This is a genomic window from bacterium (genome assembly GCA_023145965.1).
Taxonomy (GTDB): Bacteria; UBP14; UBA6098; order UBA6098; family UBA6098; genus UBA6098.
In genome coordinates this window covers 1-26,384 of the sequence record JAGLDC010000016.1, presented here as the reverse complement: position 1 = coordinate 26,384, position 26,384 = coordinate 1, and the positions used below count along the sequence as shown (strand labels likewise).

Genomic DNA, 26,384 nt, shown 5'->3' with positions numbered 1-26,384 from the left:
ATACGGGAATTTGACCGGCGCAAGAAAAATTCGGTCTTTTCCGCGGCGCTAAGTAAAAAATCACCCGATATCGAGCCAGTCGTGGCGTTTGTCTTCCTTGAATTGGTTAGTTAGTTTTATCTCGCGGGTGGTGTGCCTACGCTGGGTTCCCGATCGGGGTCGGGAATGATGGGCGCGGGCGCCTGCGGGATTTCGCATTGTCAATTCGTATGGGCTAGGTCCCCTCGCCCATTTTTGAACCCGGTGCGATTTGCGACGACCGGACGGGAAACCCGCCCCCTACGGCTAAACCTACGGCAATGAAAAAAACGCACCCGCACGGGAACATAGGTGCGAAAAAATATATTTTACTTGACCGGGAAAGAATAGAGCATTATTTTTATACAAAATAAATTTAAAGGAGTGAAAATGAAAAAGTATATTGTTCTTCTGATTGCTGTTTTTCCTGTTCTTGCAGTCACAGGTATAGGGGGTTTCGGCCTTGCCCTCGGCCTTCCGCAGAACGAATTTAAGGATAATATCGACAGAGCTGGTTTCGGTGTAAGTTTCGATTTTGGCGCGAAATTAAATCCCTATTTCGCGATTGGCGGCGCTTTTGCGATGCAGAGTTATGGCACGGAAAAGCGCACGGAGCCTTTCTCAACAACCATTCCTGATGTTTTCGTCGAGGTTACAACAAATAATAATTTTCTATTTTTCCAGATTGCCCCACGCATCTATGCTCCTATCCCCTACGTCACGCCATACATCGAAGGGCGTGTCGGCCTTAATTATCTGTGGACTGACACAAAAATCGAGGACATCGGCGACAACGAGGAAGTAGCTAGTTCTACAAATATAGACGATGTAACACATTGTTACGGTGGTGGTGGTGGACTACTCATTAATGTATGGAATAAATCTAAGAAAAATGCCAAACGCAAAGCTGAAGACTCCCCCGAAGCTGTTTTTATTGATATAAAAGTGATTTATGCAATGGGCGGCAATGCCGAATATCTCAAAGAAGGATCAATCTACCGTGGAACAACCGGGACAGTCCAATACGATATCTCCGAGTCCCGAACAGACCTTCTAACAATCAGCGCCGGTGTAGCTGTCGAGTTCTAATTTTTATTCAGCCGATTTACAGCAACCCTTGCTAACCCTTGCTAGTTTAATTTGAGCCGCAACCCGCGCTTGAACTAGCTTTTGAGCATCCAGAGGAGGACTTAGAAGAAGAACACCCTGTTTTTACTTCGGCATTTTTGTCTTCCTTTTGCTTAGCTTCGTGCATGCATTGATGTTTGCCCTCTGTCGAGTCAGTATTTGTACAATTATGTTCACCTGCACCCTCCACCTTGGTACATTCATGTTCCTCGACTTTAACATTAGGGCATGTTTGTTTTTTGATGGTATGAGATGTTTTTATCATCGGGCAATTATGCATTTTTGTTTCTGCAGTTGCGCTTGAATCGTCACTTTTGGCCGTATCTATCAAAGGGGCTTCTTCTTCATCGATTCCTTGCTCATTCGTGTCACTACTCGGTTGTGGTTGCTTAATTATTGTTTCACTATTCGCTACAAGGTTTCCGAAAACGAAAAGTAAAGCAAATATGATTAATAATGTCTTTTTCATCGAACTCCTTATCCTAGTTGTTAATAAAAAAATCCTATATTTAGAAAGATTTTTAAATTTCTTTAATAAACACTCAAGCCTCTAACGCAAAGCGAGTGCCAAGAAATATTTAGAGATATTCTTTGGGATATTGTAACACAAAATATATATTCTTTTAAATTGATTTATTCGCTACACATAATATACTTATTTATATGAAACTAAAAATGGAGATGAATATGCGTATAGTCTTTATGTCACTTATATTAGTGCTCTTGCTTGCTACATCGATCTTGCCTTCAGGCCTTAACGACCCAAATCAGCCTAAGTTTTTGCAGGGTCTCGGCTTCGCAGCCGGTCACTACACAGGGGTGGGCATGTCCTATAAACTTGTCTATAACAGCAAATATGCGGCGCAGATTACTTTTGGATACTATTCCGACAATAGCGATGATTGGGGTGACCGATGGGCTATGCCGGGATTCGAACTCCAATATCATCTCTCGCGCAGCAAGTGGACATCGTTCTACATCTCTACTGGAATAAGTTACGAATACTATCGAAGCGAATATTGGCATTACGTATATGAGGAAGATATCGACGAATATTCCTATGAAGAACAATACGATATAGATAAAATATGGACTACCGGTATTGGATTCGGTTTCGAACTTCTGGCTTTCGACAGGATTTCCTTCACCATCGAGTCTATTTTATATTATCGCGATAACGAACAGGCCTCGATAATGGTTCAGGGCGGGTTACACTATTATTTCAATATGTTCGATGACGATTCCGAACCGGAATCTGTCGAGGCACCATAATTTAAGCTCTGAAGCTATAATCACAAATCTAGATTATTCTTTCCCAAGGGGCATTTTCATCCCCAAAAATAGCTGCATTTATATCTATCCCATATCCAGCAAATGAGGTTTTAATGCCGCCACCTTCCGCTATCCTTTTAAGCACAGGAGTGATTTCACTTCCACCGATGGAAAGTATTGCAGATATCCTGCTTTGCCGCGAGTAATTAAACTCGATTTTCGCGCTGGTCTTAGAACCTATGTTAGCCTTAAGAAGTTTTATTCTCCTTTTAATCTCTGAATCGGAAAACATGAACTCATATTGAAATTTGGTATGAGGCTTTGGGATGAAGGTGTTAATGCTACAGCTGAGCGAGATACCGGGGCTCGAATCTATTTTTTTTATCGCATTCGCAAGCTCGATAACATCGTCATCTTGTTCTTTAGGAAGCCCAATTATCCAATATAGTTTCAATTCGCGAAATCCCTTTTTTGAAGCTACATTGGCGTATTGGATAATATCTTCTATATCTATCCACTTGGAAATGTTCTTCGCTAGTTCCTTGCTGGCTGTCTCAGGCGCAAAAGTAAGCGTTCGAATACCGGTTGAGGCTAGCTTATCTGAGATCGGCTCATTCAACCTGTCAAAACGTATGCTCGATGGACTAACTCTAGCGCCTCTTTCAGAGAAATAATCAATTATTTCCCCTAAATGCGGATGTTCTGCAACCGCGTTTCCCACTACACCAATACGCTTAGCATCCTGTCCGTGTTCAGTATAAATTTTAACTATCGAGTCTATGGAATAATTCTCGAAAGGCCTCTCCAACCAATTAGAAGAACAAAAAGAACATCTGAACGGACATCCGCGTTGTAATTCGATCAAGAACATATTCCTAAAATGACCATAGCTAGTTAAGATCGGAGTGAAGGCGGGGTTTTTACGAATACAAGACGAACGCTGGATAACACTGCCATCATCGCGCAAGGGTATCCATACACCGGGAATTTCAGCTATTTCGTCTAGTATCTTTTCCTTAGGCACCAGGCCAGGAGGTAATTCCCGCAGTATTTCTGGAAAAGTCTCTGCCCATTCTTCACCACATCCCGGAATAATAATATCGAAGAAATCCGAGAAAGGAAAAGGGTTAAGAGTAAAAGCGTTCCCTCCACCAACGATTAAAGGGCCATCCGGTCTATCGCTAGCCAAAAGAGGAATCCCATTTCGGTATAGAAATCCGAGAAAATTTAAAATGTCCATCTCGAAAGGCATCGACATGGCAATTATCGGGAATTCCTTTATTGAACGGTTGCTTTCCAGTGATTTATCCGAACTTCTGTGCGAAGCGAAAAACCTTTCCACTAAAAGATGGCCTTGGCTTTTTAAAATGTATAGAAGCCATTGATAACCTATATTGGACATACCCAACTCGTAGCTATTGGGGTAAACCCACGCCATAAGCTGACTCCAGCCTTTCGGATAACTCTCGAAAGGCGAGAGCTCTGAACGAAGTATATCGCTATTGGATTTCATTTTTTGGTTTGATAAACCTCAATGGCAGAAACATCGCCTAACTAGCCGAATCGCCAATAAATTTTGAGATTGAAGCGAAAAGACCCTCGGCATTTAATCCGAGGTCGGCGATTAATTCGTCGCGAGAACCATGTTCAATAAACTTATCAGGAATACCGATACGAAGTAGATCACCTTTCCAGCCACACGTGAAAAGACTACCAGCTAAAGCCTCGCCGAAACCACCTACCACGACGTTTTCCTCGATAGTTATTATTTTTTTGTGTCGTTTAGCTACCTCGCATAAAATAGCTTCGTCTATTGGCTGAACAAAACGAGCGTTGATTATTTCGATTTCTATTCCCTTGGAATGAAAGTTAGCAGCAACTTTAAGTGCTGGTTCGACCATGCTCCCAACAGCAAAAACCGCTGCATCCTCACCTTCTCTGAGCTTATCCCAGGTTCCAATTTTAATAAGTTCGAGTGGTTTCTTCGATCTTCCATGATAAACCACGCTTCTTGGATAGCGCAATATAAAAGGCCCGTTTTTATGAGAAATAGCTGTGAAAAGCATTTGCCTAAGCTCCTCAGTTGAATGGGGAGCGGCAATGATAAGATTGGGGATTCCCCTTAAAAAACTGAGATCAAAAACCCCATGATGTGTAGGGCCATCTTCCCCGACTATTCCCGCTCTGTCAACCGCAACGGTTATTGCTATATTTTGTAATGCCGCGTCGTGGATTAACTGATCGAGAGCTCTCTGAAGAAAGCTCGAATATATCGCGACCACCGTGGGTATTCCGCTAAGCGCCAAACCTGTGCCAAAAAGGACTGCATGTCCCTCTGCGATACCAACATCAAAAAAGCGCTTTGGGAATAATCTATGAAATTCAGCGAGCCCCGTACCGGTTTCCATTGCAGCAGTTATTGCACATAATTTATCAAATTTCTCAGCCATCTCTACCATTGCCGACTCGAAAACACTGGTATATGTTTCTTTTTTTGTATTAGAAAGTTCTTTCTCTCCGGTTGCCGGGTCGAACGCACTGATACCATGGAATTTGCAGGCATCGTCCTCGGCGGGGCGATATCCTTTACCTTTACGAGTCATGATATGGAGAAGTTTAGGTCCGGGAAACTCATCCATTTCATGAAGAATCTTTATTGTTGCGTTTATGTCATGGCCATCTATCGGCCCAAAATAATCGAATCCCAGGCTTTCAAAAAGCATCCCCGGTCGAACATTTATCAATGATTTAATTGAATCCTCGACTTTTTGGCCAATATATCTAAGTTGTTGTGTCATTGGAACCTTTTCGGCAAGATCCCAAATGCCATTCTTGATCTTCCTATATTTTTGATTGACGATAATTTCGGTTAGGTATTTGCTCAGCGCACCGACATTCCGCGAGATACTCATCTCATTATCGTTTAAAATAACAAGCATATCCCTAGCGCTAGCGCCAGCATTGTTCAAACCCTCGAAAGCGAGCCCCCCAGAAAGCGCACCATCACCAATAATAGCAACAACTTTATATTCTTTCTTTAGGATATCCCTTGCAGTAGCCATGCCGAGTGCAGCACCTATACTCGTCGAGGCGTGACCGACCCCAAAGGCGTCATATTCGCTTTCGGTAAGTTTAGGAAATCCCGAAATCCCGCCTTTTTGGCGCAAAGAATCAAATCTGTCCCTTCTCCCCGTGAGTATCTTGAAGGGATATGCTTGATGGCCAACATCCCATACTATCTTGTCAAAAGGCGGGGAATAAAGGGAAAGCAAGGCTATAGTTAACTCGATTACACCAAGTGATGGCGCAAGATGGCCTCCAGTTTGTGAAACCGACTCGATTATGAACTCCCTCAGCTCGCTTACGAGAATATCTCTACCCGAGGAGGTTAGTTCTTTAATATCGTTGGGCGAATTGATATTAACCAGGAATGGATATTTAAGGCTATCTATAGACAATTATCCTAAAACCCGCTTAAATATGCTGTCAACATGACGAATGTAAATATCAAGATCGAACATAGCCTCGATCTCCTCGAGAGTGAGATAACGTCTAATCTCACCATCTTTAACGACCTCCTCGCGGAAACTCCCACCACGCTTTATCGTGGACATCACCTTTCCCTGAACCATGGTGTGAGCTTTGTCACGAGAAACTCCCGAGTTGATAAGGCGAAGCATAAGCCTTTGTGAATAGACTAATCCCTCTGTAAAATCTATGTTCTTACGCATATTATCGACATTAACCTGCAAACCGTCGAGAATCCAATTGAGCCGACTGAGAATATAATCGAGAGCTATACAGGTATCTGGTAAGATAACTCGTTCTACACTCGAGTGAGATATATCCCTCTCGTGCCATAAGGAGATATTCTCGAGTGCTGGGGTTACTGCTGCACGTATGACGCGCGCGATACCACAAATCTGTTCGGATTTTATCGGGTTCTTTTTATGCGGCATTGCAGATGAACCTTTTTGCTTCTGCGCAAAAGGTTCAGCAACTTCGTTAACCTCAGTCTTCTGAAGCGCACGGATTTCTGTAGCAATTTTCTCGCAAGAGGCCGCTATAAGAGCAAGAACAAAAACGAATTCGGCATGCCGATCCCTCTGAAGTATCTGGTTACTGACTGGTGCGGGAGTGAGACCGAGCTTCTCGAGAGCAATTCTCTCGACTTCGGGGTCGATCTGTGCATAATTACCGACAGCCCCGGAAATCTTGCCTACTTCAATCCTCTTACGAAGAGACTTTATCCTATCGATATGTCGCGTGAATTCATCGTAATAGATTATCAGCTTAAGACCAAATGTCGTTGGCTCAGCATGTATGCCATGGGTTCTTCCAATAATCGGTGTATATTTATATTTTTCAGCTAAATGCCTGATGGTCGAACGAATTTCCACAGTTTCTTTTTCGATTTCATCCAGTGCTTCGACCATCTGAAGGCTTGTAGCCGTGTCCATTACATCGCTGGAAGTCAGCCCCATATGTATAAAACGCGAGTCCTTGCCAACATTCTTTTGTACAACATTAAGAAATGCTACAACTTCATGGTGAGTCTCTTCTTCCTTTTTTCTAATAGCTTCTAGATCGAAACTCACTCCCTCCCTAATCTTGGCCATTGCCTTCTGGGGAATAGCTCCTAACTCGGCTTGCGCTTCACATGCAGCAAGTTCGACATCGAGCCACTTTTGAAACCGATTCTGGTCGCTCCATATCTCTGTCATCTTCTCACGGCTATATCTTGGTATCACGTGTTATCTCCTTCCAATTATCATAATTAAAGAATTATTAATAGCATCTGTCGTGCCTGTTTAACATAATCGTATTATTTCAAATATACTATTCTACCAATAGAACTCTTTTTTGCCTCTCCATCTGTAACCGAGATCAAATACAGTCCCGTTGATATTTCCCCGGATGGTTCCCATAAAAAACAAGGACCAGAGCCTCTAACAATAAGTCGGCCACTGATATCCCGAATATTAATTTGAAGATCACCTTTCGTTTCTATAAGACAAGCTTTATTGAATGGACTTGGATGAGCAGAAAGTCTAGCGGTTTGCGGTTTCGCAATATCTTTCACATCGAGTGGGCTAGAGAATAGAATTAAGGAATCGACAACATTGTTTAAATAATTGTGCATATACATCGATAACTTGGCTTCCGCAGCAGAATATAAGAAATGAAGGTGATGATAAAGGTTATAGCCAAAAGCCGTATAATCGTGCCATAAAACAATAGGACTAGGCGGCGCACCTCCCCCACCGGTCACTACATAATAAACTCCACTCTGTGGACTCACCCTTTCATACATGTGGTCATGACCTTGAAGAACCAAATCGACCCCATATTCAATTAAAAGTGGTTCAAGAGCATCTGCCAGGTCTTCTTCTCTTCCGTGATATCCGCTGGAGTAGAAAGGCCTATGAACCAGTCCTATAATGAAATCATATCTAATATCGATAGATGCTTCAGCAAGATCGTTAACAATGAAATTATATTGAGGGCTAGCCGAATCATAATCTACCTCGGAGTTCATCGAAAAAAAGTGAATTCGCCCCCAATCAAAGCTGGAATATGCCTCGCTGGAATCTGGATTATTCTTAGGAAGTGTTAAAGCTGAGTAAAAATACGGAGATTCATCATCGTGGTTGCCCATGGCATAGAAAAATGGCACGGATCGCGCAATATCATGCCATTCACAAAGCTCGGCGAAATAGTCATCCCATTGGCCTGTATCCTCCCCATCTTCTATCATATCACCAGTATGAACCATGAACATTGGATCGCAAGTCATCACATGATCTATAACAACCCAGTGCGCTACCATCCCAGTTCGAGTATCTCCATAAGCGCAAAAATGAAAATCCTGCCTAGAACCCGTTCGCGGAGCTGTCCAGAATTTGTAAGGGCCGAGGCTATCGCCATCGGCTCTCACAAAATACTCATGCTCATACCCTGGAAGTATATCAATCCTAATATTATGATCACTGCTAGCTGTAATATCGGTGACTTCAACCCAGCTTCCCGAGGGAAGAATTCTATAAAATATTTGTGTAATACAGGAATTATCTGTGGTAAAATTGATATAAAAAGCAGATGAAGGATCCTCTGAGGAGATAATAGGTCCTCTATCTACACCCGCGATCATCGCGGTTACGACTAAAAATAAAATCATCGTTTTTTTCATTTCCACCCCATTTATTATCTCGCTAAAGTGATTGTCCCACGGCAAACTCTTTTGCTTCCAACACTTATAATATAAATATAAACTCCAGATGAACATTTTCGGCCGTTGCTATCGAGACCGTCCCAAACAGCGCCTTCCACCTTCCCAGCAGATGCAATAAAATTCACTACGGATTTCCCTCGCATATCGAAAATCTCAATTCTCGCCGGGTCACGGTAGAAACCCGGCCACATAATGCCAACCTCATCGTTGTAACCATCAAGGTTGGGCGTAAATGGATCGGTAGTAGTGCTACATTCTATTTCCGGTTCTATCCAAAAACTGAAAAATATACATCCGCAGTGAGGTTCGCAAAAATCAGGGAAATCCTCCGCACAAACTTTGATCATAACACTATCCGCACTTTGGAAGAACATATTCGCATCATGAGGTAAAAATGTCAGTTGACCGCTCTCTGAATTCCATCCGAGAGCAGAATGCTCTGTTGTGAATATGGTCGAATCGTTATCCAAAAAGAGCGTTAGGTATATCGAGTTATCGTTGATAGGCGTAAACAGATCGTATATGTCGATTTCACAATCGACGTCGGTTGAATCGAGCATTTCTCCTTCAAAAGGTTCAATCAAGGTAAGAACTGGAGGTGAATCGTCAACCACGATAAGCCATTCAATAGGAGTATGAAGGGGATTACCAAGCTGATCCGAAGCTGAAACAAGCCTGACAGATACTTGCCCCTCGGTGAAAAAATCCCCTATTGGGTCAAAAACGAAAACAGAATCACCCTGAATCGAGAGTTCCACTGAATCTAATGTATAGATTTCGCCCGCTATTTCGAATTCACAGCTGCGATAATTCAGACTCGATTCACCGAATATGCTGAAATGTAAAACTTGGTCTCGGCAAGAAGTTATAGATCCGGGTATTGGAAAAGTAAGCTCAATATTCGCCGGTTCGAGAACGGAAACCGTCCATTCGGGCGAGTCGCTTCGTTTTGGGTCTTCCATCACCGAAAAATCAAAATCTGCATCCCAACATGAAGCCCGCAATATAATTTCCTCTCCATGGGAAATAAGATAATCCTCTGTTTCGAAAACAAATGTGTCTGCGAAGGTTGAGTTGAGGCTAAGGGATAAAGTCTCACAACTCGCGGCAAGTTCACCATCATCATCCCAGACAATGAAAGGCCTGAATTGTGAAAGCGCAGTTTGTGTAAAAATCCCAGAGCCATCGACCGCCCGGCAGGACAATATGAATACCGAATCCTCTATCCAAACCGTAGGAGTGTAATCCACCCAGAAGGGTAATATCGTATCGTCATCAGGAACGAAAAAATTCCAAACCGTGTCGAGTTCATTAGCACCGCAATATTCAGCACAATCGGAAACTGTGATTTCCACAAAAGCTGTTTCTCGTTCGTCAAAGTGAAAGCTCGAAGGTGTGAAAATAAGACTATCATCCGATATACCGAGTTGTTCTCCAAAAGCAATAAGTTCGCCGCCGGCATGGAAAATCGCAGATTCAAAATCAACTCCGCAACCATCGTCCCTAAGAACAACCTTTACAGTGCACTGAGGTAAAGCATTATTTGTGCCGGGAAAAGGTTGAATTATCTGCAACTCCGGAGGTTCGAGATCAATAATAACCTGTGTCAGAATCGTGTCCTGAAGTGGATTACCTAGGGAATCATAAGCCGAATACAACTCGAAAACAAGCGTATCGAGGTGGTTCCAATCAATCGAGGGAGCAAAAGCAAGGGTATCGGCGTTGTAGAACAATGCGCTATTAGGCCATCGATAAGGAACATCATTAACAGCAAGCTCTATTGAGTCCATAATCATCCCGGATGGATCAAACAAATTGGCCATAAATCCCTGATCCGGGCAACTGGAGTAAACCCCTCTGTCAGGCTCAATAAGATTGGCGTGTGGACCGAATTTATCAATCCAGAAAAACCAAGAAGTATCCGAGCAATTCGGGCCACACCAAACTGTGCTATCGCATGCGTGAATGCTGACAAAAACAGATTCTTCATCGAAGAAATGGTGTATTAAAATCGGGTTGAAAACCAAAGTATCGCCAATAAAAGAGAAAGGCGATGGCGTATCGTAGAAATCCCAGCAGTCGCCGGCGGCACAGAATTCAATGGAGGAATTCGTTATCCCGGAGGGGTCAGTTATAACCGCCGTAATTACAGGCTGAGCTGTGTCCACTACTCCAGCGTTGGAGGGTGAGATATATTCAAAATTCGGTGGCAGAAGATCCACTTGGAACGACCATTCGCAAGGCATATCGAGAATATTCCCGAGCGAATCCTCAGCGCTAACAATTCGGACAGTAACAACATCGCTGTGTGACCATGAAGACACAAAACTCACTGTATCGAACGAAATCGACACCTCCGGGGAATCGATAGTGTAGAGGATTTCATTTACTGTAAACGATAGGGTGGAATAATTGAGGCCATTAGGATCATCAAGGATAAAACAGATCGCGAAACTGTCGCAACCAACAATAGAACTTTCGGGTGGGCCGACAATATAACACTGTGGGCCGAGTAAATTCACTCGAAAAAACCAGCATTCTTCCATAGCATTTTGGCCGCATACTGAGGCCAAATCGACTGCACGAAGACAAACCGTAATCGAATCGTTGTGTTCGAAATCCCATCCGAGTGAAGAACCATCGAGAATCAATAATTCGCCATCCCACACCCCATCGTAAATTGAGTATTCGATTCCATCGACAAAAATAGCGATACTGTCTTCATCGATCCCGCTTAAAGAATCACTCAATCTGAAAGATATTTGGGGCGCCGAAAGGCCAACATAAGCGCTATCAGATGGAATTTTATCCCAAACATAAGGGGGCGATTTATCGATAATTATTTGAAAGTCCAGTGGTGCACTATTATTGCCGAGAAGGTCCTCTATTCGTTCAAAACGAACTAAAATAGTATCGCCATCTGTTGTGAGAATATCCGTGAATACATAAAGCGTGCCAGCGAAGAATTCCATACTCTCCGGGTAAAAGAGAGTATCGCTTCCGATGGATAAGACGATAGTGCCCAAGTCAATATTCATAGTATCAGATAAAATAAAAACAGCGCTAAAGCTATCACACGAAAGGAAGCCATTATGCGGCGATATTAGTTCGGCCTGTGGTCCAATATTATCGACATAGAAACTCCAGCATGTATCGGCCATATTTGCCCCACAACCAATTGCATTATCTCCGGCAATAGCGCAAACTTCAACGACTCCCGAAAGGGATAAACCAATAGCAGAGGTTGTGTAACTGAGCCTTCTCGTCGTCCCGTTCCAACTGAGTCCGGTTTCACTCCAATGGACGGTATCGCCCTCGATTACCCACTTAAATAACGAGTTCTCAATACCTGAAGTGCTATCGAAAACCGTAGCAATAATTATTGGCGTATCGTCCCCAATTATTTCTCCTGGAGATGGGGAAAGCATCGAAAACACCGGCGGCCTGAGGTCTGAAGTGAAAACAAAAGTCGTATCCCCAGTGCGAGGACAACCGGATTCCTCTGTCAGCACATCGATGAGACCGTAATAGGTAACACCATGTTTCCAACAGGAATCCGGTCCCAAAAACTCGAAGGTAGAATCTATAGCTGAATACGCGCATCTCGAGGGACCGAAAATAACCGAGTTCACATCGATATAGGCGCTAGCTATCTCGATGGGGCTTTCTGAGTGAACTTGCCAGGTTATTACGCCACAACTGCAAGAATAGAAAGAGCTTACAGGCGGTGAAATAAGTTCAAGCTCCGGCGAAGGAAGATCAAAATTAAATGAGATTGAATGTAACAAAGGGTCGCTGGTGAGACTTCGGGACATATATACTTTGTAGCGATAAAAAGGCCCCTCCGCAGCGATGGGTGGTATCACTCCACCTGAGGTTATAATAAACCATGGACTCCATAAAACTCCATCAATAGATGATGCCAGTTCGATTGTAACAGAAGAGCCTCCAGCGGTATCGACATCACAAGACATTTCATAAAGACCTCCCGGGCAAGGAGCTGCGAAAACGGAGCTCGTATAAACACCAGAGCCTAGCCCACCGAAATAGGAGTAATACATGGCGTTGATCATCGCCTTACCTTCCCATTCTGCGGGACGGAAAGAAGAGCCGTGCCACTCCTCGGCGTGTCCTGTTGAAAAATAAGAAGCATAACTTCCATATTCTGGAGAATAATATGAATGCATATATATCTGGTCGTCGGGGCCAGCAAACCAAACCTGCCCAGAGGAATAATGTTCGCCAAATTCGTGGCAGGCAGTTATGTCGAATTCTGTAGGAAGTTCGAATGGGTAATTCAAGATAGAAGCATCGACCGGAGCGGATGATAGCCGTTCGACATGATAGTATAGATTATAAGGTTCTAATTGAGAAACCCATTCGGCATCGAGGCCGGTAACGTCATCGATGTCGTTGAAATTCTCATGAATGAATGTGCCAATAGAATGGCTTCCGAAAGGTCCTTCGCGTTTAGCTATAGTATCGTGAGTAAGAACTATCCCTCGCCCAAGACCGGCGAATTGGCGAACCATTCTTTTTCCGCTATTACTTAAGTCATTACTCTCTTCACCGTATCCATTGGCAATGCCGAAAAAAATAATATCATATTGATGCAGATTCCGCTCGAAAAGGTCGAGACTAATAGGATCGGCAGCTTGAAAAGAATCTCCGAGGCTGTCGATTTCATTCCAAACATCGATTGTGGTTACCTCGATATCGAAATTAAGCGGTGGAGTCCCGAAGTGCGAGAGGCTATCGACCGTCCTGTCGATACAATCTATACAATGCCCGGCAGGGAATACTTGAAGAACTCTTATAGTGTCGGCCTCGATCAGAGCCAAAGCACCATCAGGAAATACCGGGTCAGGTTCTACAATGATATTGTGGAGTTCGCCTGAAGAAAAATCGGAAACTGAAGTAAAAGTAATACTGAAAGGAGTTGCTAAAGCAACCGAAAAAAGTATAACAAACGAAAGTGCTAATTTATTGATTATTTTCATCTTTAAACAATGTTATTGATCGTTATAATATAGAAAAAGGGCTGCCTAAAAGCAACCCTTTTCGTCTAACTGCTTATTTGAGAATACTATAGCTCGAAAAAAACTCCAATATATGGGTTATATGTTGAGATGTCAGAAAGATTGACCTTGAAACAAGCCACTCCCTTCATCTCTTCGGTGATGTCAAACACCCCCCCCACGACAAGATGTATCTCTGGTCTTGCGTCATGTTCGATGGGATCATATGCCCGGAGCGTCTCATCGGGAGTATCGGTGAGGTAATGGAATCCAAGTCCACCACCGAGATAAGGTTCAAATGGAAGACTCGTGACTTTGGGCATAAGTTTAACCGTAGCCGATATAGACATATCTGAATGCGAATTAGTATATATTTGTTGGACTGTTTTTGTTACTCTAAAATACTCGACATTAACCTCGAGACCCACGATTTCGTGCAATTTCCCAAAGTCGCCGGTAACAGCAAAAGCAAAACCAATTTTATAAGGCGAATCCGGGATAGCGGGACCTACCTTTAGGCCTGCTGTTTTAAGCCCGATATCTGGGTAGGGTTTCTTTACTTGCCCATATTGGGCTATCAGTGCTAAAGGCAGAACCAGTAGAATTAGCATGGCAAGGTATTTTCTCATTTTTCCTCCAGATACATTTTTTTAGGCTACTAAAATAATTTTTATTTCGTGTTTTGTCAAACCTTTTCCGAGTCAAACAAAAGGCTGTCACGGTTCCTGCTATGGAACCCTATTAATAACCGCTGCCTCTTTGCCGCAGGAACTTCCGTTCTTCCCCATTCTTCACCCCGCGCCAGCCTTTTTTCCCCTTGCCTTTTGCCATTAGTTTTATATTTTTCTTTTTATGGGAAGTAATCCATTTATTTCGATTTGTCGGAAGCGCAGGAGTGTTCGAAAGTTTTCAGATCGCCCGGTAACAGACGAGGAGCTTTCGGAGGTTCTCGATGCTGCTCGTTTATCGCCGAGCAGCAACAACACTCAACCGTGGCGATTTATTATTATTAGAGAGCCAAAGCGAATAAAAGCTATTTCTGGAGCGGCGCCTGCTTTGGTAGCATTTAATAAACCGTGGATGTCTAAAGCGCCTTGTCTTTTAGTGTGTTGCGCTGAACCGGGGCAGGTTTATCATAAGACCGTGGGAAAGCTATTGACTGTAGATTTAGCGACCATCGATATCGCCATTGCCATCGAGCATGTTGTTCTCGCATCGGCGGAAATGGGTCTTGGCACATGCTGGGTTGGCTGGTTCAGCGAGAAGAAGCTTCGTGGTATAATCGACTTGCCAGACAACTGGAAAGTCATCTCGATTTTGGCGGTCGGTTGGCCGAAAGAGGAACTTACAGAACATGAACCTAAGCGTAAAGCGCTTTCCGATATTGCTTTCGATGAGGGCACCGATAGCCCTTTTGGTCAAAGAAGATAATTGGAGTATTCCGCCTTATCGGCTGGTTTGACCGACTCGGTTTTTTGCACACCCTTTGGGGGAAATATTAGTATCTCCACACTTTTTTCGCACCTAGCTTTTGAGTATGACGCGATCAAAGCTCCTATCTCCAAGATTTCCGCTGAATCAGGCTCTCTATCCAGAAGAGCATAGGGCCCGGGAATATTCGATGTTGTCATGACCCATGATATCCCAATATAAGCATAAATAATCTCGCTTTCTATTTTGTCCCGAGCGATAATTACTTTGATGCCCGAGGGTAATCTTAAATGCCGTCCGAGCTTTAGGGTTTTCAATTCATCTAGACCGAATTTAGGACAGTGTTTTATCAAGTCGAAATATCTTGTAGAAAAAGATTTTTCTGTGAGAAGACATCCGCCGGCCGGCGTGGGATATTCGCTTATTTCCATTTTCTGTGCCAGCACAATCTGATCCTTACGACTTCGTCCGGAGAAGTCGTATAATTCTTGGGGAGAAATCCAGCCCTCTTTTTCTGGAAGAGATGGGTTCAATATCTTGGCCGAAAGCGGCCTTAGGAGAATTCCGCTAACACCAGCCTCTTTTTCTATCATCAAAAGCCAATTTTTCATCTGACTCATAGGTCGCTGGCCAACAACTTCGCCAGAAACCAAAAAATCTCCGCCTAAAGCTTTTAGAATCCTATTCGCTCTTTTTAAAATAAATATACGGCAATCCCTGCAAGGATTCGCGCCCTTACCGCGACCATAAATAGGATTTTTAGTCATCTCGATAAATCCGGTGTAGTCTGAGTCGATTATAAGCGGGATACCTATGCTTCGGGCTTGACTCTCGACCGCCGTGATACCCACCTGCGAAGCCTTTTGTAAAAATGGGTGATGGAAATGGTAGCCCACGACAAGAAATCTACCGAGGTCTGCGATTATCTTGGCCGCGAGTATGCTGTCGAGGCCACCGGACATCAGTGCAATCGCTATTTTCTTCTTAGCATCCATGCTGCCCAATATATGGATGAAAATAAGTTTTTCAGTAAAATAAATCATATAGATACAAGGGGCGCGACGGTGGCGCACCCGTGTCATTCCTAACCCAATTGGGAATCAAGCGTGAGGTGAATTTTCGTCCTGTTTTTGCGCTTGAAGCGTAGCATATATCCGTCTTCAGACGACATCAAATTATAAGTTTGTCCCCGAAGGTAAGCAGTGCCAACCCAATGCGCTCGAAAATTTGCGAAGAACTCTCTAATTCCAATTGGGGTATTGTGTTCGAGACATTTATGTTCTATTTCTTTTACCTATTCACCCCAAATATTGCTTCAGTAAACTTACGATAAATTTCTATTCCAATATACCCTACATTGGTTGCCCCCTTTGGTTTACCGAAAGGTTCGGTGCCGGTTGGTTTAGGTTTTCAATACAAGCTATAAAACCCAACCTGAAGGGACATCCTTCTATTAAGTGAGGAACCTATGTCCCATAATTTAATTATAATAACATTTTGTTTAATAACTTTTTTTATTATTGTGTAATAAAATAGTAAGGGACCAAATATAAAAGGAGAAATATGAAAAACAGGTTTTTTTTAATTCTTTTATTTGCTTGCTGTGCCTCATTTGCAAGTGAATGGGAGTTGGCTCTCGATGCTAATGCCATGTTCGCGCTTAATAACTACAGCGAAAACTGGGCGGGCGGCGATGTCGGCGGGATCAACTGGACGGCGAATATAAACGGCCTCGCTGAAAAACAGCTTACACAATTGGTAAACACTAAGAACACACTTAAACTTTCCTTTGGCCAGACGCATGTCCAGTCCGCAACGACGGGCGAATGGCAGGCGCCAACTAAAGCCACCGACCTTATCGATTTCGAAACCGTGTTCCGCTTCACGTTGGGCACTCTTGTCGATCCTTATGCTTCCGGTCGCCTCGAAAGTCAGTTTTACGATTCGAGGGTTGTGACTAATAAGCGTTATTTCAATCCGATGAGACTTTCAGAAAGCGCGGGTATCGCGCGCCTTCTGATGAAGGCTGAAAAGCGCGAATGGACGGCGCGTCTCGGTATGGGTATTCGCCAAAGCATCGACCGCGACGTTTTGATTACGGTTGTTGACCCTTTTCATAATGAAACGCAGACCACAAACGACGGTGGTGTCGAGTTCGTCACCGAGCTTCGAACGCCATTAGCGCAGGAGAGGATCGCATACAATACTCGATTCTTGATATTCACAGCTCTTTTCAATTCTGAATCCGAGGACCTCGAGGGTCTTCCAAATGGAGATTATTGGAAAGCGCCCGATATTAACTGGGAACACGCATTTACAGCAAATATCACAGAATATCTGATGGTAAATTTATACTTTCAGCTGCTTTATGACAAGGAAATCGATCTTAAAGGCCGTCATAAAGAAACTCTTTCACTAGGCCTTACATATAAGTTCATGTAGGAAAAGGCGGATATTAGCTTAAAGAATTTAAAACTTTCGTTATGCGCGGTAATGTTGTCGATCTGGCGGTCGCGGTTGTAATCGGCAGAGCATTCGGAGTGATTATAAAATCATTGGTAGCCGATGTAATTATGCCACCCATAGGCCTTCTTCTTGGCAATGTTGATTTCGCTAACCTTTTTTCAGTGATAAAGGTTGGAAGCGAACCGGGGCCTTACGGCACACTCGCAGATGCTCGGGCAGTCGGAGCAGTAACAATTAACTATGAACTATGGCGTTTTCATTATGTCCATAGTGAGTTTTATCATCGTCGCCTTTGCTATCTTTATGGTAATCAAAGGGTTAAACTCGATGAAACGCAAAGAAGAAGAAGCTCCGGCCGAACCGACAACCAAGGATTGTCCGTATTGCTTCACAGCTATACCAATTCCGGCAAAGCGATGTCCAAATTGCACTTCGCAATTAGAATAACCTAATTGTCATAATTGGATTTATAGGCATGGAGTTTTTCTACGCCTATTTTTTTTCTTCGATATTTAATGGCAACATGAAGTTTTATGTTGACCAAAGGGGTATTTATTCCTTTAATTTAGAATTAGACATCGCAGTTTTTTTATAGAAGTTTAGTTTTGAGGAAATACAATGGATCATCCCAATAGAATTTCGAGAAAAAAAGATCGGAAAAAGAAAACTAACTATTTTGCCTGGGTTGCTATCTCAATAGTTATAGGCGTTATAATCGCGTATCCAATTCTAGGCAATATTAGGGGATTTGTAGTCTCATCGGATTATATGGAAAGAGCCGTTAAGCAAGGCGATTTTATCATGGTTAATTTCGCCGATGAAGGAGATGATTATTCTATTGGGGATGTTATTGTATTCCAGTATCCCCCTGAACGCTCTCAATATAGATTCGGAAGAATAATTGCCTCTGAAGGTCAGACAGTGCAGATCTACAAAAAAACAGTTTATGTTGATAATCTTCAGTATTTTGAATCATCCTCGGTATTCTTCGAGGACCGCCACGTCGATAAATCGCTTCTTTCACAGAGAGACTATTTCGGTCCCTTTCAAGTGCCAGCCGGCACTTATTTTATTCTTGGAGATAACCGGGATAATAGCATAGATTCAAGGAATTGGGCCGAATTGCCGAAAGATAACATAATTGGGAAACCCAAATATATCTATTTTTCTTGGAAACCAGATCCCAACACACCCTCTCTTAATTCACCACCCGATTATGTTAAATCTTTTTTTTACAATCTTTTCCATGGCCTCGGAAGGATAGGATTTAATCGAATAGGTAAGAAGATTATATGAGTTACGGTTGCTATGTCCATATTCCATTTTGTTCCGGTGAAAAATGTCCTTATTGTGGTTTCTATTCCACACTTTATGCTGCTTATCTCGCCGATGATTACATACCCGCTTTGCTCGAACATGCTAGAAGGTCTAATTTTCCTCAAGCAGATACACTTTATATAGGTGGAGGAACACCAACCAGCCTTACTTTTACTCAATTAACAAACTTGATAAAAGGCTTAAAGAAAATATTGCCTCTATCTGAGGGAACGGAGATAACCATAGAGGTTAACCCCGAAAATGTTACCGAAGAATTAGCCTCTCTCCTCAATGATAACGGAATTACGCGTGTATCATTGGGGGCTCAATCGCTCGTTCAACGCCAACTTATGGTTCTAGGGCGTAAACACACAGCCGAAAGGACTGTTACCGCTTTTAATATACTCAAGCGTAGTGCCTTCACTACATCGCTGGATTTGATTTTTGGTGTTCCGGGTCAAGAGCTTGAAGAATGGGAAACCACTATTAATAGGGCTATAGAGCTTGAACCCGATCATGTTTCGATTTACTGTTTATCATACGAAGAGGGCACTCCTTTTGCATATGCCCTAAGGAAAGGGCTTATATCGTCGGTTAGACCCGAATCTGAAAGCAAAATGTATTATTCAGCTCTGAAAAAACTCACTGAAGCTGGCTATGAGCATTACGAGTTATCGAATTTTGCGAAAGCTGGTTTTAAGAGTAAGCATAATCTCAAGTATTGGACTGGAGAAGGATATATAGGTTTGGGACCGGGCGCTCACACATATATTCCAGGACCTCCTCGTTGGCTTCGTATGTCCGTCTTAAAAAACGTTCGAACATTTATACAGAAAATAAATTCCGCCCAGCAATTATGGGATTTTGTTGAGATACTCGATCTTCCAAAGCGAGTGGCTGAATTCCTCATGCTGAGACTGAGGCTTATCGATGGTTTCTCAATAGAGGATGTCGTACGAAACCTTCCAGAACTAGATGCCATACATTTTACAGATTTATTAAAACCCCTCGAAGAAACAACTCGATTAATCCACGACACTGGTAAAATAAGGATACCACGCAATTTATTATTCATTTCGGATTCAATTATTCTTGCAGCCGTTCAAGCTACGGACAGTTATGTTCGTCAAACCGCACTCAAACTTCACGATATACACGATGCTGAAGAAATGACCGAATATATTGCTGATTTCCATTGTCCCGGCGAACCTAGCCCTCAAAAATAGCTTTATTCTAAACAAATAGTATAATTCTCATACCTCTCTCCTCGGTGGGCGTCGCCCTTCTCGATCTTCGTTCTCAAGGTCCGCGTGAGGCAGGCCAAACATCGAGTTAGCATCCGCGATTTAACTCCGGTCTCCCGACGTTTTTTTTCGTCGTCGTAAAGCAAATTTTCCTCCCGACGAAAAAATCCGACGTCCGTCTAAAAAAATAGCTTTTCTGATATATATTTTTTAATTGTGATATTTTAACTCGATCTTATTTTATTTTGATATTTGGTGAATTATTTTCTGGGGAATTAATATGATTATTCATTATTAAAAAAGCTCAGTTATCTCACAGATAACTGAGCTATAAGGATGTAAATGAATGGGTTTAATCGACGCCTAAATAGGACACTTCACCTGCTAATATCCTATTTAGCATCTTTGCAAATTTCCCGCCATCATCTGAGAAATTGACAGGATAGTTTTGGATCTGAGTAAGGCTGACTGCTCGCGTTTCCTTTGGGTTCGGGGCGTTATAATCGCTTTTATGCCGACGAACTCGTCTTCTTCGAGCATCTCTTGTATCCAAAGCGGCACATCGACTTGAACAATATTTAGGAATATATTTCGCACCAACTTTGATAATAAAAGTATTTTCACACCCTTCTCGTTCACACTTTTTTAAAGCCCTCGGCAATTTCTTCCTTGGCATAGTAACCTCCTTTTAGAATAACTTCACAATATTATAGAGCTAATACCGTGCCATAATAAATAGTATTCATACTTTATTGTTATACAAAACGTTATCTTATATTCAAAAACATATATATATCCTTTTAATATGCATAATGGGTTTATAAACCCATTATAACGGTTATATTACCCATCATAATTGAATGTATAATTTTTAATTTAAGGTGAAGGAGCATTTGTTTTCTTGACGAAATAATTTTTCATAGGCATTTACACATTGAATTATGCCCAATTAAGATTTGACTTGAACGCTTTTGTCCATTATAATCCATTTTTAATAAAATGGAGGTATAGTGTTAGACGATTTAAAGAAGATGAAAGAAATAGACCCGGGTGGAATACTCAATCTACTGGAATCCTTCCCTCAACAACTCCCCGAGGGAAGACAACTAGCTTTGGAAACCGACATCTCACTCTTATCAGGAAAAAGCTTCGATAATATTGTGGTTTGCGGTATGGGCGGAAGCGCCATTGGCGGCGATCTTGTTAAAGCCTATGCTATCGACGAGTTAAAAATTCCACTTATTGTGAACAGAGATTACAGGCTTCCAGCTTTTGTAGATGAGAATTCACTCGTGATAGGTTCCAGTTATTCTGGTAACACAGAGGAGACACTTGCGGCTTTCGATGAAGCTTTGAATAGAAACGCGAAACTCGCTGTAATCTCGACGGGTGGCAAGATAATCGACATTGCGAAAAGCAAAGGCATTACTCATACAATCCTCCCCCCCGGACTACCTCCGAGAGCGGCTTTGGGATATAGCTTTTCGCCACTATTGACACTTTTAGAGCGTCTGAACCTGATCGGTGATCAAACCACTGCTTTCAACGAAACATGTATAAACCTTGAGACCGGAGTTATCGAATTCGCTCCGGAAAACAACTGGAAAAACAATTCAGCAAAAAACGCTGCTACCATCCTCCATGGAAGCCTACCACTAATATACACCGATGACTGGCATTTCAATGCGGTTGGAGTTCGCTTTCGTGGGCAAATTAACGAGAATGCTAAGCAGTTGGCATATAGTGCAGTTTTACCGGAAAATAATCACAATGAACTTGTAGGTTGGAAGATACTCGGTTCGCTGCCTAGCGTTGTAGTTGGGGTTTTTTTAGAGGACATTGATATTTATCCACGAGTTAAATTCCGCATGGAATTCCTTCATGGAACCATTGAAGAATTAGGAATCCAATCGATTACACTCCATTCGAAAGGCGAATCGCTTTTATCGAGGATGTTCAGCCTGATTCAACTCGGCGACTGGATTAGTTATTACATGGCAATATTGAACGAGGTCGATCCTAAACCGGTCGAAGTCATCGATAAATTAAAAGAGGCGCTTGTAAATTTTAAGGATTAGTGAAAATATCTTATGAAAGCTATAATACCAGTAGCGGGCGCCGGAACAAGATTAAAACCCTTCACTGCGACTGTGCCGAAACCACTTCTTCCAGTTGCGGGCAAGCCAATACTAGCTCATCTTATGGACAACCTTGATGATTTTGGTATCGAGCAGTTTATTCTCATCATAGGCTATCTAGGTGATAAGATTAAGGAATTCGTCGAAAGGAAATATCCGGGGAAGGCCATTTTTGTCGAGCAGGAGAAGCTTCTAGGATTGGGATACGCAGTGAAATTGGGGCTCCAGCAGTGTAATAACGAACCGGTTATCGTCGCCCTCGGCGACACGATAATTGAGACAGACATGACAGAAATGAGCACGAATTCGGGCAACATTATTGGAGTCCATCGTGTGACAAACCCTCAGCGTTTCGGCATTGTCGAGTTATCGGATAATAAGATTATCAGTATGGAGGAAAAACCTTCCCAACCCAAAAGTAATATGGCTATCGCTGGATTCTATCTATTTCAGAATTCAGACGTTATATCTGAAACCCTTGGCAGACTTGTAGAACGGGGCATTAAAACCCGAGGAGAATATCAACTTACCGATGCGATGAGATTGATGCTAGAAGAAGGCCAGATTTTTTACGCCAAGGAGATTCAAGGATGGCACGACTGTGGAACAGTCTCCACGTTGATAGCTACGAATAAGCATCTATTGAAAAAGGTAAAAATTCCTCAGGCGGAGGAATCCGTTGTTTTTATTCCCCCCGTTTATCTTGGCAAAGGGGCACAAATTAAGAGAAGTATTATCGGGCCAAACGTGTCTGTTGGTGATGGCACGACTATCGAAGATTCGATTATTACTAACACCATTCTAGGAGATAAAACCTCGGTGGAAAATGCTCACCTTAGAAATAGCATTTTAGGCAACGAATCTGCTTATACCGGACGATGGGCCAAGATGATCCTTGGTGATCATTCCGAAGGCGGCTATTATAATGAGTTTTAAAAAAAATAAAGGAAGGAATGAAATGAAACAAAGCCATTTCTTCACGTCAGAAAGCGTGACCGAGGGACATCCAGATAAAGTCTGTGATCAGATTTCCGATGCCGTACTCGATGCAGTTTTGACCAAGGATATTAAAGGGCGAGTGGCCTGTGAGACCTTCACTACTACAGGCTTGGTTCTCGTTGGTGGCGAGATCACGACAGAATCCTATGTCGATATACCACATATTGTGCGAGACACCATCCATAAAATCGGGTATAATGACCCACGCGCAGGATTTCAGTGGGAAAATACCGCAGTAATTACAGCTATCGACAGGCAATCACCTGATATCGCAATGGGAGTGGATCGTAATGGAGCTGGAGATCAGGGAATAATGTTCGGATACGCCTCTAACGAGACAGAAGTTTTTATGCCACTTCCAATAAACTTGGCTCATAAATTAACTTTTCGCCTTTCTGAAATGCGTAAAAGTGGAAAACTTGACTGGCTTCGTCCAGATGGCAAATCTCAGGTAACTGTTGAGTATGAAAACGGCAAACCTAAGCGGATCGAAGCCGTTGTTATAAGCACACAACACACACCGGATATAGATATGGAAGAACTGCGCCCGGCGGTATATAAGCATATTATTCAACCAATAATTCCTGAAAATATGCTGGATAGCGATACTAAATATCACATTAATCCCACCGGCAGATTCGTCCTCGGCGGGCCTGTTGCAGATACCGGCCTTACCGGAAGGAAAATCATCGTCGATACCTATGGTGGAGTCGGAAGCCATGGCGGCGGTTGCTTCTCCGGTAAAGACCCCTCCAAAGTTGATCGGTCGGCAAGCTACATGGCGCGCTACATTGCCAAGAATATTGTTGCAGCTGATTTGGCTGAAAAATGTGAGCTTCAACTTGCCTATGCTATTGGAGTTGCAAATCCTGTAAGCATAATGGTTAATACATATGGAACAGGTAGGGTTTCCGAATTCGAACTAGTTAAACTAATTAGAAATACTTTTCCACTGACTCCGAAGGGCATGATAGAACACCTTGATCTTCTAAGGCCAATATACTTTAAAACGGCGGCATACGGTCATTTTGGGAGAGAACTTCCTGAGTTCAAGTGGGAGATGACAGATCTCGCAGACGAACTCGTGCAAAAAGTCTCGAAATAAAACACATATAATTCAGCTGATTATTACATTTCTTATGATAAAGATATTTCCAGCTTACTAAAAATCGCTGGGAATGTCTTTATTTTGAATGTTATATGAATAAGATGCGTCCAACGGCCATATTTGCGTCGCTATCACGATTTTTGCTATTCCCATAGTCATGTGCAAATAGCTTCATTTTCTTGAACAAAAATCCCTTTGCTCCTCCATCCTCTGTTATGAAATTTACAGAAAAACCTTAACTTCAACTGCATCGCCCCCACTCGCGCCAGCGTTTTTTTTATTTTCGTTGAATATCATCTGTTTAAAACTGCTTGACCTTCTTAAGCATATTTTTATATTGGAGCGATTTAGATGGGTTCGAGAGCAAGTCCACATATCATTTTTCCGGGGTAACAAACCTCGTTTTTTAAGACAATCTAGAATTGCCTTAGAACCGGTATATGGTTCTTCAAAACATTTAGGAGTAAACAATGAATTACGATATTGCAGATAGATCTTTAGCCTCACAAGGCAAAAAGCGAATAATTTGGGCGGACAACAACATGCCAGTCCTTCGGGAAATCCGGGCTAGATTCGAAAAGGAGAAACCGTTTGAAGGTCGGGTTATGTCGGCGTGTTTGCATGTAACTGCTGAGACCGCGAACCTTGCGCGCACACTTGTTGCCGGCGGAGCGGATCTCATGCTCATCGCCTCGAATCCCCTATCCACACAGGATGATGTTGCGGCCTCACTTGTTGAGGATTTCGGCATCGCCACTCAGGCGATCCACGGCGAGGACCACGACACATATTACAAGCATGTTCGCGCTGCTTCCGCGCGCGGTCCTGTTATCACGATGGATGATGGTGCCGACCTTGTTTCGACAATCCACAAGGAATTCCCCGAAATCGGCGCCAATATTATGGGAAGCATGGAAGAAACAACCACAGGCGTTATCCGGCTTCGGGCGATGGCCAAAGACGGCGCACTTAAATTCCCGGTCATCGCGGTCAACGATGCCAAGACGAAGCATTTCTTTGATAACCGCTACGGCACCGGCCAATCCACCCTCGACGGCATTATCCGCGCGACGGATTCACTTATCGCGGGCAAAAAAGTCGTCGTCGCTGGTTATGGATGGTGTGCTAAAGGGTTTTCGATGCGCGCAAAGGGCCACGGCGCACATGTTATCGTCACCGAGGTCGATCCAATAAAGGCCATCGAGGCCGCGATGGACGGATTCGAGGTTATGCCGATGGCGAAGGCCGCCCCGATCGGCGACATCTTCTGCACGCTCACCGGCGACATCCATGTTATACGGCCGGAGCATTTCGAGGTCATGAAAGACCGCGCTATCGTTTGCAACAGCGGCCATTTCGACGTGGAACTCGACATCCCCGGCCTCGAAAAAATATCCAAGGAAATCAACCGCGACGTCCGCGTTGTTACCGACGAATTTATCTTGCCATCCGGAAAGCGGATTTTTATTCTCGCTAACGGCAGACTTGTCAATCTCGCGGCTGCAGAGGGACATCCAGCAGACGTGATGGACATGTCCTTTGCTGTGCAGGCCCTAACCAGTGAATGGGTTGTTAAGCATCCTGGACTCGAGGTTAAAGTCCACGAGGTTCCTGATGAAATCGACGATTGGGTCAGTAGCTTAAAGCTCAAAACCATGGGAATAGAGATCGATACACTAACGCCAGAGCAGGTCGAATACCTCGCCAGCTGGCAGATGGGCACCTAAACCATCTACATATTTATCATTGAAGGCGAGCCTATTGGCTCGCCTTTTTCATTGCAAAATTTAAATTACCCGAAGCGAATCGTGCGAAGCACGTTGAACACAAACATCCGTCGGCATTGCCGGCCTAAGGGATTCCAAAATTCTCCTCCCATCCCGTAGGGGAGCACCTGTGTGTGCTCCTGCTTTCGCGCGATTTCGCATTGTCAATCCGTAGGGGCGAGGTCTCCTCGCCCGTTTTTTGTCAATGCGGAAATGTTCCGGCCACGGAGCGAGTCGCGCTCCGCGT

General features: G+C 43.2%; 20 protein-coding genes and 1 pseudogene. 11 read left to right on the top strand and 10 right to left on the bottom strand.

Features of this window, described 5'->3' with window-relative positions:
• The first annotated feature begins 408 nt into the window (after positions 1-408).
• The gene (locus KAH81_01985) at positions 409-1,107 is read left to right on the top strand and encodes a hypothetical protein (GenBank protein MCK5832417.1); all 699 of its coding nucleotides are present in this window, start codon (positions 409-411) and stop codon (positions 1,105-1,107) included.
• Positions 1,108-1,153: 46 nt separating this feature from the next.
• Here the strand turns inward: KAH81_01985 and KAH81_01980 are convergent, their stop codons facing one another.
• Positions 1,154-1,615: a hypothetical protein gene (locus KAH81_01980; GenBank protein MCK5832416.1), complete on the bottom strand. Its 462-nt coding sequence runs from the start codon at positions 1,613-1,615 to the stop codon at positions 1,154-1,156.
• Between the two features lie 194 nt (positions 1,616-1,809).
• On the opposite strand from KAH81_01980, the gene KAH81_01975 reads away from it, so the two are divergent.
• The gene (locus KAH81_01975; protein MCK5832415.1) at positions 1,810-2,418 is read left to right on the top strand and encodes a hypothetical protein; all 609 of its coding nucleotides are present in this window, start codon (positions 1,810-1,812) and stop codon (positions 2,416-2,418) included.
• Positions 2,419-2,446: 28 nt separating this feature from the next.
• Here the strand turns inward: KAH81_01975 and KAH81_01970 are convergent, their stop codons facing one another.
• The 6 genes from KAH81_01970 to KAH81_01945 form a co-directional block, all read right to left on the bottom strand.
• Complete coding sequence (locus KAH81_01970) at positions 2,447-3,931, bottom strand: radical SAM protein (protein ID MCK5832414.1); 1,485 nt, start codon at positions 3,929-3,931, stop codon at positions 2,447-2,449.
• Between the two features lie 37 nt (positions 3,932-3,968).
• On the bottom strand, positions 3,969-5,846 hold the full coding sequence (locus KAH81_01965) for a 1-deoxy-D-xylulose-5-phosphate synthase (GenBank protein MCK5832413.1): 1,878 nt from the start codon (positions 5,844-5,846) through the stop codon (positions 3,969-3,971).
• A 30-nt stretch (positions 5,847-5,876) separates the two neighbouring features.
• A complete protein-coding gene (locus tag KAH81_01960; protein MCK5832412.1) occupies positions 5,877-7,169 on the bottom strand; it encodes an adenylosuccinate lyase in 1,293 nt (430 codons plus the stop codon).
• A gap of 74 nt (positions 7,170-7,243) precedes the next feature.
• The gene (locus KAH81_01955) at positions 7,244-8,608 is read right to left on the bottom strand and encodes a metallophosphoesterase (GenBank protein MCK5832411.1); all 1,365 of its coding nucleotides are present in this window, start codon (positions 8,606-8,608) and stop codon (positions 7,244-7,246) included.
• A 14-nt stretch (positions 8,609-8,622) separates the two neighbouring features.
• The gene (locus tag KAH81_01950; protein MCK5832410.1) at positions 8,623-13,650 is read right to left on the bottom strand and encodes a gliding motility-associated C-terminal domain-containing protein; all 5,028 of its coding nucleotides are present in this window, start codon (positions 13,648-13,650) and stop codon (positions 8,623-8,625) included.
• Between the two features lie 86 nt (positions 13,651-13,736).
• The gene (locus KAH81_01945) at positions 13,737-14,297 is read right to left on the bottom strand and encodes a hypothetical protein (GenBank protein ID MCK5832409.1); all 561 of its coding nucleotides are present in this window, start codon (positions 14,295-14,297) and stop codon (positions 13,737-13,739) included.
• Between the two features lie 223 nt (positions 14,298-14,520).
• On the opposite strand from KAH81_01945, the gene KAH81_01940 reads away from it, so the two are divergent.
• On the top strand, positions 14,521-15,099 hold the full coding sequence (locus tag KAH81_01940; protein ID MCK5832408.1) for a nitroreductase family protein: 579 nt from the start codon (positions 14,521-14,523) through the stop codon (positions 15,097-15,099).
• Here the strand turns inward: KAH81_01940 and KAH81_01935 are convergent.
• Positions 15,087-16,094 (bottom strand): hypothetical protein, encoded by a 1,008-nt coding sequence (locus tag KAH81_01935; protein ID MCK5832407.1) that lies wholly within the window; start codon positions 16,092-16,094, stop codon positions 15,087-15,089. The two genes, KAH81_01940 and KAH81_01935, sit on opposite strands and share 13 nt — an antisense overlap.
• Positions 16,095-16,662: 568 nt before the next feature.
• Here KAH81_01935 and KAH81_01930 point away from each other — a divergent pair.
• The 4 genes and pseudogenes from KAH81_01930 (at position 16,663) to hemW (ending at position 20,108) form a co-directional block, all read left to right on the top strand.
• The gene (locus KAH81_01930) at positions 16,663-17,541 is read left to right on the top strand and encodes a DUF3078 domain-containing protein (GenBank protein MCK5832406.1); all 879 of its coding nucleotides are present in this window, start codon (positions 16,663-16,665) and stop codon (positions 17,539-17,541) included.
• Positions 17,542-17,582: 41 nt separating this feature from the next.
• A pseudogene (mscL, locus tag KAH81_01925) lies at positions 17,583-18,012 on the top strand (large conductance mechanosensitive channel protein MscL).
• 171 nt (positions 18,013-18,183) lie between these two features.
• A complete protein-coding gene (lepB, locus tag KAH81_01920; GenBank protein MCK5832405.1) occupies positions 18,184-18,861 on the top strand; it encodes a signal peptidase I in 678 nt (225 codons plus the stop codon).
• Positions 18,858-20,108, top strand: a complete 1,251-nt coding sequence (gene hemW / locus KAH81_01915; GenBank protein MCK5832404.1) for a radical SAM family heme chaperone HemW — start codon at positions 18,858-18,860, stop codon at positions 20,106-20,108. The genes lepB and hemW overlap by 4 nt, the downstream gene beginning before the upstream one ends.
• 370 nt (positions 20,109-20,478) lie before the next feature.
• Here the strand turns inward: hemW and KAH81_01910 are convergent, their stop codons facing one another.
• Positions 20,479-20,802 carry a hypothetical protein gene (locus KAH81_01910; GenBank protein MCK5832403.1) on the bottom strand — a complete coding sequence of 108 codons (324 nt, stop codon included), beginning with the start codon at positions 20,800-20,802 and terminating at the stop codon, positions 20,479-20,481.
• Positions 20,803-21,136: 334 nt separating this feature from the next.
• Here KAH81_01910 and KAH81_01905 point away from each other — a divergent pair, with 334 nt between their 5' ends.
• The 4 genes from KAH81_01905 (at position 21,137) to KAH81_01890 (ending at position 26,098) form a co-directional block, all read left to right on the top strand.
• A complete protein-coding gene (locus tag KAH81_01905; protein MCK5832402.1) occupies positions 21,137-22,204 on the top strand; it encodes a bifunctional phosphoglucose/phosphomannose isomerase in 1,068 nt (355 codons plus the stop codon).
• 12 nt (positions 22,205-22,216) lie between these two features.
• Positions 22,217-23,200, top strand: a complete 984-nt coding sequence (locus KAH81_01900; protein MCK5832401.1) for an NTP transferase domain-containing protein — start codon at positions 22,217-22,219, stop codon at positions 23,198-23,200.
• A gap of 22 nt (positions 23,201-23,222) precedes the next feature.
• Positions 23,223-24,368, top strand: coding sequence for a methionine adenosyltransferase (gene metK / locus KAH81_01895; GenBank protein ID MCK5832400.1), 1,146 nt, complete (start codon positions 23,223-23,225; stop codon positions 24,366-24,368).
• A 473-nt stretch (positions 24,369-24,841) separates the two neighbouring features.
• On the top strand, positions 24,842-26,098 hold the full coding sequence (locus KAH81_01890) for an adenosylhomocysteinase (GenBank protein MCK5832399.1): 1,257 nt from the start codon (positions 24,842-24,844) through the stop codon (positions 26,096-26,098).
• Positions 26,099-26,158: 60 nt separating this feature from the next.
• Here the strand turns inward: KAH81_01890 and KAH81_01885 are convergent.
• The coding region (locus KAH81_01885) for a hypothetical protein (GenBank protein ID MCK5832398.1) at positions 26,159-26,384 on the bottom strand (226 nt) is incomplete at its 5' end.